The following is a 10,928-nucleotide window of genomic DNA, read 5'->3' as shown; positions in this document are numbered from 1 at the left end:
ACCGCTGAAGGCATCTAAGCGGGAAACCCACCTGAAAACGAGTATTCCCTATCAGGGCCGTGGAAGACGACCACGTTGATAGGAGGCGTGTGGACGTGCAGCAATGCATGAAGCTTAGCCTTACTAATAGCCCGATTGGCTTAATCGTTCCCATTGACCATGCTCATCATCGCTGCGCTGAAGCGCAGCGACGATGTGCCATCTGTTCAGCGCTCACGCATGAGCGGCTCGTAAACGAGCCTATGCTCCGCGAGGGCGCCGGACGACCGGCGACGCGCCTTGCGCTTGCGGCCTTCGGCCGACATTGGCAGACGCAACGCTGAAAAGACGTGTTCAAATCACTCTTCGAGTGAACCAGCTTCTCTTCACATTGCCCTTAATTGACCTGGTGGTCATGGCGGGGCGGCCGCACCCGTTCCCATTCCGAACACGGCCGTGAAACGCCCCAGCGCCAATGGTACTCCGTCTTAAGACGCGGGAGAGTAGGTCGCTGCCAGGTCTATTAAAGGCAATGCTTAAAGCGCAAATCCAACGGATTTGTCGCGGCAAGGAAAACAATCTTCTCGAACGAAACCTACGGCCCCTGGCCAACACCAAAGGGCCGCCCCAAAAGCGGCCTTTCGTCGTTAAAGGGACAAAGCAGAACGAAATCGAATGCCAAGGCAGGCTCACAGATCTTGATCTGTTGCCCGCCTTACAGGAGACAAAACCTTCGGTTTTGCTCCGGCACAGTCCGCCAACGCTAGACGTTGGCGTAGTCGCGCAAACCAAAGGTTTGCGCTTGGCGCGGGGTGGAGCAGCCCGGTAGCTCGTCAGGCTCATAACCTGAAGGCCGCAGGTTCAAATCCTGCCCCCGCAACCAATATCCTTCCCCAAAGATGACAAAGACATCAGCCCGACAGCTCCAAGGGCTCTTTGCGTGTGCATCACGTCGATTACATCCATCGAGGCCATGATATTGGCGATGTCGCCATGTACCTGCAGGCTTGCTGGCTGGTGGCCGGGTGTCTTGCCGATCACGACCGTCCGGATCAGATCGCGCACGATCGGCATCAACCGGCGCTTGGCGTGCTCATCGGCAATCCTTTTGGCCTGCCCACCGAATGGCAATGGTCCAACTATGGCAATATCATCGTCAGCCAGCGATATTGGCTGCAGATGAGCAATTCGCTGGTGATCGCGATGCTGACCGTGTTCCTGACGCTGGCATTCGGCGCCATGGCGGCCTTCTGCTTCGCGATCTATCGCAATGAATTCAACACCGAATGGCAGCTGGGTCTGGCCTTCATCACACTCACCATCCTGCCCACGATCATCGTCTTTTCCTGGCCCAGAAACACATCATCGCCGGTCTTACCGCCGGTGCGATAAAATCCTGACAGGCCCGAGGATCACACATGGCATCCGTAGAACTTCACGAAGTCCGCAAGGCTTTTGGCGCACTCGAAGTCGTCCGTGGCGTTTCGCTGTCCATTAAGGATGGCGAGTTCGCGGCGCTCGTCGGCCCGTCCGGTTGCGGCAAGTCGACCCTGTTGCTCATGATCGCCGGGCTGGAGGATATTTCCGCCGGTGACATCATAATGGACGATGCCGTCGTCAACGACCTGACGCCGCGCGAGCGCAATAACGCCATGGTCTTTCATTCCTATGCGCTTTATCCGCATATGACGTGGCGGAGAACATAGGCTTCAACCTTCGCCTTTCAGGGGCGGCAAGTTCGAAATTGCCGAGCGCGTCAACGAGGCCGCGCGCATGCTCGATCTCGTACCGCTCATGGAGCGCAAGCCCGCCCAGCTCTGCGGTGGCCAGCGCCAGCGCGTGGCCATGGGGCGGGCAATCGTCCGCAATCCGGTGGTGTTCCTGTTCGACGAGCGGCTGTCCAATCTCGATGCCAAGCTGCGCGTGCGGATGCGTTCCGAGATCAAGACTCTGCACCAGAAGGTGAAGACGACGTCCATCTATGTTACCCACGACCAGATCGAGGCAATGACATTGGCCGATCGTATCGTCGTCCTCAATCAGGGCAGAGTGTAACAGCAGGGCACGCCGATGGACCTCTACAAGAACCCGGCCAATCTGTTCGTGGCAGCCTTTATCGGCTCGCCGGCGATGAATCTGCTCGGCGGCACGGTTGATGCCGAAGGTGGCGAGGCGGCGGCGCGCCTGACGGATGGCACGGCTATCCGCATTGCTCAGGACCGGAAGGTGAAACGCGGCCAGTTGATCAAGAACGGTCTGCGCCCCGAACATCTTGGTACCGGCAAGGCTGGCACGGCGCTCGCTGGCCAAACCCCTCTAGTCGGACCGACGGGCGCACAGACGCATATTATCTTCAATCTTGCCGGACAGCCGGTGACCGCAATCGTTGTTGGCGAATATCCGCAGCGTTACGGTGCACTTTTCCAGGCAAACATCTCTGCGGAACAGGTGCATGTTTTCGACCGCGACACCGGTGTTGCATTGTAGGGTTTCAAGGCGATCGACGGCGAGCTAGTGGCCAACGACATCGCTGCCGACTGTTTGCCGGATTTGGCGAATCGAACGACCGACTGCTCTCCAATAGCGTGTTGCGTACTGTTGATGACGCGGCGGTGAGAATTCGATCAGTCTACCACGTCTCCATCGTCGATACAGCGGATCACATCCTGAGGAAGCGGGTGAGTCCGATCTCCGCTCCCGTACTTCCATGCTGCCGCGCAAGTCTACGCCGCTAGATAAGAACCCAAGCCGTAGACATTCCAACTGCGGGTCGCTGGTTTGGATGCCCTTACATCACTCAAACCGGTCGAAGGTTCGATTCCGTTTGAGAGCGTGACGCGGGTGAGCTTCAGTGCTACGCCGTCATCGAGCAACTGCGTAGCTCTGCATGTGGCGCGGGGTCGCGCCGGCATAGAGCAATTCGCCGCGGCGTTCGACTGCGCAAACGCGGCCGAGCGACCAGCTGTCCATAATTGACAGCCTGTGGCCTCTGGTCCGCAGCTCGTCGAAGACGGCCTCACCGAAGCGGTCCTCGATCTGGAGGCGGCCAAGCTCGTATTCACGTGGATAGAAGGAGCCCGGCCAGTGGCGGCTGTGGAACATCGGGGCGTCGATTGCCTTCTGCAATCCATGGCCATGCAACACATGGCGCAGGAACACGGTCAGCGGCCACTGGTCCTGCTGGTCGCCACCCGGCGTGCCGATGGCGAGAAAACCTTCCCCGTCACGGGTGACGAGCGTCGGCGTCAGCGTGGTGCGCGGGCGCGTGCCGGGGCGAAGCGTCGAGGGCAGGCCCTCGTCCAGCCAGAACATCTGGGCACGGGTCGAAATGGGGAAGCCCAGGCCCGGAACGACGGGCGAGCTCTGCAGCCAGCCGCCGCTCGGGGTGGCGGAAACCATGTTGCCGAACCGGTCGACGACGTCGAGATGAACCGTATCACCCTCTATCTCAGGGACCGCAGCAAAGGTCACTTCGCCGCCGCCCGGTCCCTGCGGGACCTCGCTGCCGCCGCGGGCGGCGATCTTCGCCAGCCGTTCGGCAGCGCCGTCGAGATGGCTGGCGACAAGTTCGAGCGAGGCATCGCGGCCGATCAGTTTTGCCCTTTCGCGGGCGTATTCTGACGACAGGAGAATATCCATCGGGATATCGCTGGCATCCGGATCGCCGTAAAAGGCCTCCCGGTCGGCAAAGCAGAGCTTGGCGCTTTCGACAACCGTGTGAACATACTCGGCGCTCATCGTGTCGAGACCGTCGAGATCGAACTGCGAGAGAAGCTGCAATTGCTGCAGGAAGACGGGCCCCTGGCCCCATGGGCCGGTCTTGTGGACGCGCATGCCGCGGAACTCGACAGACAGCGTCTTTTCCCGCGTGGCGGTCCAGCCGGCGAGATCGTCGCCGCGCAGCAGCCCGCCGTTGCAGCGGCCGGACGTATCGAAGAGCTCGGCCATCCGGTAGAACCGGTCGATCGCCTCCGCCACGAAGCCGCGATAGAAAGCGCTGCGGGCGGCCTCGATCTGAACGACGCGATCGCTACCGGCGGATTGCGCCTCCTCGATGATCCGGCGATAGGTCGCGGCGATGCCCGGATTGCGCATCGGCGCGCCCGGCTTGGGGACATTACCGCCCGGCAGCCAGACATCGGCCGAACTCGGCCATTCTCTTTGAAAAAAATCGGCGACCGGGATGATCGAGGCGACCGCGCGCGGGAGGAGCGGATAGCCGTTCTCCGCATAGCCGATCGCGTAGGACAGCACGTCGGCGAGCGACATCGTGCCGTAGTCGCGCAGCATCAGCATCCAGGCGTCGAAAGCGCCGGGCACGACCGCAGGCAGAAGGCCGGTTCCGGGCACCATGTCGAGGCCGAGCGACCTGAACGTCTCGACAGTCGCCAGCTTAGGCGCCACGCCCTGGCCGCAGATCACGACCGGTTCGTCCTCGTCGACGCTCTTCAGGATGATAGGCACTTCGCCGCCCGGGCCGTTGAGATGAGGCTCGACGATCTGCAGCGTGAAGCCGCAGGCAACAGCGGCATCGAAGGCGTTGCCGCCGCGTTCCAGGACGGACATGCCGACGGCTGTGCCGAGCCAATGGGTGGAGCTGACGGCGCCGAACGTGCCGCTGACCTCGGGACGGGTGGTGAAGGAGACCATGTTATGCCTATCTCTGGACGATCTGACGTGCGCCGACCAGGCGTTCCGCCAGGAAGAGCACGATGAGAATGATGAGGACCTGCAAAGCGGAGGCCGCCGCGACGACGAGCTGATTGCCCTGGAACTGCAGGTAGCTGAAGATCTCGATCGGAAGGGTGACGATACCCGGGCCGGTAAGAAAGAGTGCGGTGTTGAGTTCGCCGAAGGAGACGACGAAGGCGAACAGCCAGCCCGACAGAACCCCCGGCCAGATGATCGGCATGGTGATCAGCAGGAAGGATCGGACAGGGCCTGCGCCGAGGCTCTGACCTGCCTCTTCCAGCGTGGTGTCGAAGCTTTGCAGCGACGTCAGCACCGACCGGAAGGCATAGGGCAGACAGACCACGACATGGGCGATGAAGAGGCCGGGCAGCACGCTCATGTTGACGGTCTTGTAGAGCAGCAGCAGTGCGAGGCCGAGGATCAGCGCAGGAAAGACGAGCGGCGCCATGATCAACATCTGAAGCATAACCGAAAAGGCATTGCGGTTGCGGGACACATAGATCGCCCCCAGTAGGCCTACAGCGGCTGCACCACAAGCGGAGGCTATCGCCAAAACGATCGAAAGCATGAAGGCGTTGCGCATCTGCGCGATGCTGAAGAATTCGATGAACCAGCGCAGCGAGAAGCCCGGCGGCGGAAAGCTCAGGGATTCTCCCGAGCTGAACGCCGCGATGATGACGACGAGGATCGGGCCGATGACAAGCGCAAGGACGATGCCGACGACCAGACGAAGAATGAAGGCACTCATGGCTCACGCCTTTCCCTGGACGCGTTGTGGACGGACGACGAGCTGGATGACGATCGCGATGATGAAAGCGATCAGCAGCAGCACGAAGGATAGTGCGGCGGCGCGCGGCCAGCGGAATGTCGAGACGCTGTCGAAGACCATGCTGACCAGCAACTTGTAGCGGGGGCCACCAAGCAGTGCGATCGAAACATAGGCACTGAGCGCCAGGAAGGTCACCAGCATTAGTCCTGATGCGATGCCGGGGCTGGAAAGAGGAAGAGTTACGCGCAAAAAGGTCCGCCACGGTCCGGCTCCGAGAGAGTGGGCCGCTTCCGTGTAATGCTTGTCTATCGTCGCCAGCGAATTCGTCAGCGAGACGACCATAAATGGAAGCAGAATGGTGAGCAGGCCGAGCGTGACGGCCTCGAAGGAATAAAGATACTGGACAGGTCTCTCAATGATGCCAGTACCGGTTAGCGTACCCGACAGCACGCCGCGGCGACCAAGGATCGCAAACCAGCCATAGGCGCGCACGACATTGCTCACCATCAGCGGCACCATCATGATCATCAGCATGATCAGCCGGCCCCGCGGCGACAGATGCGCAGCATAGAAGGCTGCCGGATAGCCGAGCAGCAGGCAAAGGATCAGAACGACAGCGGTGGAGAGAAGAGTGCGCTGGATGATCAGCCAGTAAAAACTATCGGAGAAGATCTCCGTATAGTTGGCGAGGGTCGGCTGGACGTCGAAGAGCGACGTTGCCGAATTGGTCATGAAGCTGATGAACAGCAGATATCCCAACGGCACGACGAAGAAGAGCGCGAGAATGATGAGAGGCGGCAGCGCCACCGCCCATGCCAGCGAATTGCGCGACAGGCTTGGGTTCATCGTGCGGGCTCCAGCGCGACCATGTTGTCATTGTCCCAATGAAGCCTGACTGCCGCACCCGGCTCGAGGTTCATCGGTTCGACGCCGGCATTCTGCACCACGGCGTTGACGGGCATGCCGTTGATGTCGAGATAGAGTAAGGTCTGGGCGCCGCGATAGATTGCCTCGCGCACGCTGGCGGCAATACCGCCTGGCTGGTTGCCGTCCATACTGCCGATCGAGATCTTTTCCGGCCGCAGGGCGAAGCAAAGCTTTGCGCCGGCCTCCGCGGTTACACCGGCGACGGACAGCGTGTTGCCGGCAATGTCTAGGATCGTACCGGTCCCGTCCTTGCCCTTGACGATCGCTTCAAGAATGTTGCTGGCGCCGAGGAAGGTGGCCACGAACTCCGTGCGGGGCCGGTCATAGATCTCGCGCGGCGTCCCCGCCTGCTGAATGCGACCATCCTTCATCACGGCGACGCGGTCCGACATGGTCAGGGCCTCTTCCTGGTCATGGGTGACGAAGACGGTGGTCATCTTCAACCGCTGCTGAAGGTGGCGGATCTCGACCTGCATCTGCTCGCGCAGCATCTTGTCGAGCGCACTCAGGGGCTCGTCGAGAAGCAAAACATCGGGCTCGAACACAACGGCGCGTGCAAGCGCCACGCGTTGCTGCTGACCGCCGGAAAGCTGGCGCGGATAGCGTTCGCCGAGTTTGCCGAGCTCGACGAGATCGAGCGCCGCCGCAACCTTGGTGACGATATCCGCCTTTGAAACGTTGCGCATTTTCAGGCCAAAGGCGACATTCTCGGCGACCGTCAGGTGCGGGAACAGCGCGAAGCTCTGGAACACCATACCGAAACTGCGCTTGTAGGCCGGCACGCCCGTGACATCGTTGCCGCGGATATATACATGGCCGCTTGTCGGTTGCTCGAAACCGGCGATCAGTCGCAGCGTCGTCGTCTTGCCGCAACCGCTCGGTCCCAGAAGCGCGAAGAGACTGCCGCGCTCGATCTCCAGATCGAGGGAATGCAGTGCCGTGGCGGTATCGAATTTCTTCTCTACCCGGGTGAAGCGGACATCCGCATTGATCATGGAAGGGGCCTGCGTATTCATTCGGTTGTCTCCAGGGCGCGGTCGCATGCAACGATGCGAAGGGCTGCCGCGACGAGGCGGATGGGAAGTTCGGTCACGATGAGGATTTCCGCCAGGCGGGTGTTCTGGTCGGCGCGCGAAGCGGTATCGAGGACGGTGGACAGGCCGGTCGCGACACGGGCGTCGATCGGGGTGGCCCTGACGACCGCTTTCATCGTCGAGGACACGTCGTCCCACTCGGATTTCAATCGCGACGCTTCCGCGGCGATTATCTCCTGCATCGCCACGGTCTCGGCAGCCGCCAGTTGCCCGATCGCGGCGAATTGCTGCGCCATCGTCCGGTCCAGGCGTTCGATGACTGCACCGATGCCATCGGCACGTTCCAGTTCCAGTTCCAGTTCCGGGCCGATGGCCGGCGAGTTCCCTTCATACAGCCCCAGACAGGCAATGGCATTGTGGATCAGGCGGAAACCGGCGCAATCTTCCTTCATGAAGAAGCGCAGCGTCTGATCCATGACCTTGAAGCCGCGGATCGGGAGATAACGACGCACATAGCCTTCAAGGGCGATGCCCTTGCGGACGAACTCGCCCATTTCCGGATGAGGCGAGAAAGTCAATACCCGGCCTTTGCCGAAAGACGCCATGAAGATGGCCGGCGTGCCCCGCATCTCCCTGTCGAACATGCCTTGCGACAACGGATTGTCGATGAAGAGACCGCTTTCGGAAATATGATAGCGGAAATGGCCGAGGTCTTCCGCCTCTCGGTTCGCCTGCGCATAGATCGGCCCGTGGTAATAAGGCAGTTCCAGCAACTCCGGCAGGCCGCGTCCTATCACCGGCCCATCGACGGAGATGCTGAGGACTGCGGCGCCGGTCAGCAAGTACTCCTGGGTGAATTTCGGCGTCGCATCGATCGCGCCGTGCCAGCCCGGACGGCCTTCCGACATGTAGAAGGCGCCGCCGCAGGAGCCTATATAGGTGCCGCCTTCGCGGATGAAGCGCGAGATCGCGGCGTCGATCCCGTCGATGCCTTCGGCTCGGTCGAGGCCCCAGGTGGCGAAGCCACCCGGCATGACGAGAAGGTCGTATCCGGCCAGGCAGCCGACGGCCACGTCTTCGCCCGTGACGGCATGAAAGCCGAAGCCTATGCTGAGCAGCGCGTGGGCGTAATAACCCCAATAGGGGTAGCCGATAGCGTCGCCGGCATAGATGGCAATTCTCGGGGCGAAGGCCCACTTTGGGGGATGCAGGGGAGGCTCCGCCAGCGGCTCGACCACAGGAGAGAGGCCGAGCCGTACTGCCGCATCCGATGCAGCGGCAGCAATCCTGAAACCATCATCGCCGTCTTCATCGACGCCGATGCCATGGGAACGGCAGCGATTGAGAAATGCGAGCGTATTGCCCGCAAACGCTCCCCGATCGGCAAGGCCGAAAGTTGTCATAGTATGAATATCCTGCAAGGGGAGGGCGGCAACCGATTGCCGCCCAGGTCTGGCATCAGCCGCCGGCGATCACCCTGTTCCAGCGATCAGTCCACTCGCCGCGGTTGGCGGAGATGAATTCGTGGTCCAGATCGATGATGCGTGCCACTTCCTCGTCGGAGAACTGCACGCGCTGCTGCAGCTCGACCGGAAGCGTCTTCAGCGTGTCCGGATGGGTTCCGCCATAGTTGAACACGTTGGCGACCCAGCCTTGGGTGGACGGATCGAGCGTCGCGTTGACATATTGTTCGGCGAGCGCCTTGTTCTTGGTGTTCTTTGCTATGCCGGTGCCCGAGAGGTAGGAGATGGCGCCTTCCTGCGGGAAGACCCACTCGACCTTGCCGCCCTGTTTCAGCACCGTATAGGTCTGCGATTTGTAGAGCAGGCCCACGGCGGCCTCGCCATTGACCAGCGCGCTCATGATGCTGTCGGTATCCTTCGCCCAGATCGGCTCCAGGTCGTTCATCTTGGACAGCATCTCGAAACCGGCCTCGGTATCCTTGGCATCCTTGCCGGCAGCCATGGCGCCGATCGGGATCATGTAGGGGCCGATCGAATGGGTGATTTCCGGCAGCACGATCGCACCGGCGTATTCTTCGTTCCACAGATCGGCAAAGCTCTTCGGCGGGATCTTTACCATGTCCGGATTATAGACGATGCCGAGCGCCGAATAGATCATCGCCACCCAGCCCTTGCGCTTGAAGCGATCCGGTACGGCTGCCAGGAACGGGAGGTTCGGTGAGGTTGGATCAAGATCTTCCAGAACGCCCTGAGCTTCCGCCAACGGCACGATCCCGTCATGCAGCTGCACGAGGTCAAAGACCTGATTGTCCATGCTGATCTTTAGTTTGGTGATGCGCTCCACCGGGCTCGAGCCGCGGTCCTGCACGATCTTGACGCTGGTCTTTTCGGCAAAGGGGATGTCGACATACTTGGCCATGCCGTCGCCCCACAGGCCTCCCCAGGTCATCAGCGCCAGTTGTTCGGGCTTTGATTGCGCGAACACGGAGCTTGCCGCTCCGAGGGTTGGCAGAATCGCCGTCGACGCCGCAAGCGCCAGGAAATCACGTCTCTTCATTTCAAGTCCCCCAAATTATTTTCGAACCAATCAGCATTGGTGCAGGTCGTTTGAGACAAGGCAGGAGTGTGGATCACGCTCTTGGTAGCAAATCCTCATCTCGAGATTGGCAGTAGTCAAGGAAAAAACGCCGGAGGTTGACTAAGTTTCGTGCTGCAATGCAACGGCGCCTGTTTTGTGAGCATTATGCCTGTCTTGCAAATTGGTTCGGATTGGTTCAGTTTTATTGAGTGCAACGGTTTGCTTGGAGCTGAAACAAATGTCGTCTCAAAAGACACTCCGCGTCGTCGCCACGCTGAGGTCCGCGATCGGTGAAGCCGACACCCGCTTCCTCACGGAAGATCGTCTTTTGCCTGAGAGGCAATTGAGCGCCGCGCTCGGCGTCGGTCGCCGCCTTGTGCGTGAAGCGCTGAATGCATTGGAGGGCGAGGGGTTGCTCTTTCGCAAGCAGGGGCAGGGCACATTCATCAGGGAGGTTAACCCCAAGACCGCGAGCCTCAAGTCGTTGGCCAACCACACCAGTCCCCATGACATCATAGAAGTTCGGCAGCAGATCGAGCCTATCCTGGCGGGGCTGGCCGCGATCCGAGCCACGCAAATGGAAATCGATCAGATGAAGCACTTGGTGCACCGCGCCGCGGCGGCCGACAGTCCCAACGAGTATGAAAGGTGGGATAGCGCTTTTCATTCCAAGATCGCCGAGAGCGTGCGAAACGGCATGTACTGGAGCATATTCCGATTGATCAACTCGGTGCGAAAGGAACATCACTGGGTGAGTTCGCGGTCTCGCGTGTTCACCGCCGGCGTGAGCAAAGAGATGGTCCAGCAACACAAAGCAATCGTTGATGCGATTCAGGCTCGCAATGCCAGTGGCGCTGAAAATGCCATGCGAACGCATATTATGACAGCAGGCGTGCGTATCCACGAGGGAGAACGCGAATAACGAATGAGTCAATGGTTCAGATCCGGTCAAGACCGCAGACCACGTGGCGCTTTGACAGCTTTGC

The 10,928-nt window shown here is 60.5% G+C and carries 7 protein-coding genes, 1 tRNA gene, 2 rRNA genes and 2 pseudogenes; 6 read left to right on the top strand and 6 right to left on the bottom strand.

The features are described from left to right. The 5 genes and pseudogenes from BM216_RS03580 to ugpC all read left to right on the top strand — a co-directional run. A 23S ribosomal RNA gene (locus tag BM216_RS03580) occupies positions 1–148 on the top strand; the annotation flags it as partial. Between the two features lie 236 nt (positions 149–384). Continuing rightward, a 5S ribosomal RNA gene (rrf, locus tag BM216_RS03575) occupies positions 385–499 on the top strand. 286 nt (positions 500–785) lie between these two features. After that, positions 786–862, top strand: a tRNA-Met gene (locus tag BM216_RS03570). Between the two features lie 110 nt (positions 863–972). Further along, positions 973–1,379, top strand: a pseudogene (locus BM216_RS03565) (hypothetical protein). A gap of 18 nt (positions 1,380–1,397) precedes the next feature. Then, positions 1,398–2,466 (top strand): annotated as a pseudogene (ugpC, locus tag BM216_RS34990) (sn-glycerol-3-phosphate ABC transporter ATP-binding protein UgpC). A 375-nt stretch (positions 2,467–2,841) separates the two neighbouring features. On the opposite strand, the gene BM216_RS03555 reads toward ugpC, so the two are convergent. Genes BM216_RS03555 through BM216_RS03530 form a run of 6 tightly spaced genes read right to left on the bottom strand, consistent with a single transcriptional unit; the run spans position 2,842 to position 9,921 of the window. Further along, a complete protein-coding gene (locus tag BM216_RS03555) occupies positions 2,842–4,629 on the bottom strand; it encodes a gamma-glutamyltransferase family protein (RefSeq protein ID WP_092994930.1) in 1,788 nt (595 codons plus the stop codon). A 7-nt stretch (positions 4,630–4,636) separates the two neighbouring features. Beyond that, positions 4,637–5,419: an ABC transporter permease gene (locus BM216_RS03550; RefSeq protein ID WP_092994927.1), complete on the bottom strand. Its 783-nt coding sequence runs from the start codon at positions 5,417–5,419 to the stop codon at positions 4,637–4,639. A 3-nt stretch (positions 5,420–5,422) separates the two neighbouring features. Beyond that, entirely contained in the window at positions 5,423–6,286 is an 864-nt protein-coding gene (locus BM216_RS03545) for an ABC transporter permease (protein WP_092994924.1), read from the bottom strand. Beyond that, positions 6,283–7,383: an ABC transporter ATP-binding protein gene (locus BM216_RS03540; RefSeq protein ID WP_348271990.1), complete on the bottom strand. Its 1,101-nt coding sequence runs from the start codon at positions 7,381–7,383 to the stop codon at positions 6,283–6,285. Before BM216_RS03540 ends, BM216_RS03545 begins: the two co-directional genes overlap by 4 nt. Continuing rightward, the gene (locus BM216_RS03535; RefSeq protein ID WP_092994921.1) at positions 7,380–8,804 is read right to left on the bottom strand and encodes a BPL-N domain-containing protein; all 1,425 of its coding nucleotides are present in this window, start codon (positions 8,802–8,804) and stop codon (positions 7,380–7,382) included. Before BM216_RS03535 ends, BM216_RS03540 begins: the two co-directional genes overlap by 4 nt. Before the next feature lie 55 nt (positions 8,805–8,859). Beyond that, positions 8,860–9,921, bottom strand: a complete 1,062-nt coding sequence (locus BM216_RS03530) for an ABC transporter substrate-binding protein (protein WP_092994917.1) — start codon at positions 9,919–9,921, stop codon at positions 8,860–8,862. A gap of 259 nt (positions 9,922–10,180) precedes the next feature. Here BM216_RS03530 and BM216_RS03525 point away from each other — a divergent pair, with 259 nt between their 5' ends. Further along, entirely contained in the window at positions 10,181–10,864 is a 684-nt protein-coding gene (locus BM216_RS03525; RefSeq protein WP_092994914.1) for a FadR/GntR family transcriptional regulator, read from the top strand. Positions 10,865–10,928 lie beyond the last annotated feature (64 nt).

It is taken from the genome of Rhizobium sp. NFR07 (genome assembly GCF_900111905.1).
Taxonomy (GTDB): Bacteria; Pseudomonadota; Alphaproteobacteria; order Rhizobiales; family Rhizobiaceae; genus Neorhizobium.
Note: the sequence above shows the minus strand (reverse complement) of the source record. Positions and strands in the feature narration are given on the sequence as shown.

What these genes read in the sequence shown, in the direction of transcription:
- BM216_RS03555 (WP_092994930.1), bottom strand. Translation starts at nt 4,629, where the DNA reads ATGGTCTCCTTCACCACCCGTCCCGAGGTCAGCGGCACGTTCGGCGCC.
- BM216_RS03550 (WP_092994927.1), bottom strand. Translation starts at nt 5,419, where the DNA reads ATGAGTGCCTTCATTCTTCGTCTGGTCGTCGGCATCGTCCTTGCGCTT.
- BM216_RS03545 (WP_092994924.1), bottom strand. Translation starts at nt 6,286, where the DNA reads ATGAACCCAAGCCTGTCGCGCAATTCGCTGGCATGGGCGGTGGCGCTG.
- BM216_RS03540 (WP_348271990.1), bottom strand. Translation starts at nt 7,383, where the DNA reads ATGAATACGCAGGCCCCTTCCATGATCAATGCGGATGTCCGCTTCACC.
- BM216_RS03535 (WP_092994921.1), bottom strand. Translation starts at nt 8,804, where the DNA reads ATGACAACTTTCGGCCTTGCCGATCGGGGAGCGTTTGCGGGCAATACG.
- BM216_RS03530 (WP_092994917.1), bottom strand. Translation starts at nt 9,921, where the DNA reads ATGAAGAGACGTGATTTCCTGGCGCTTGCGGCGTCGACGGCGATTCTG.
- BM216_RS03525 (WP_092994914.1), top strand. Translation starts at nt 10,181, where the DNA reads ATGTCGTCTCAAAAGACACTCCGCGTCGTCGCCACGCTGAGGTCCGCG.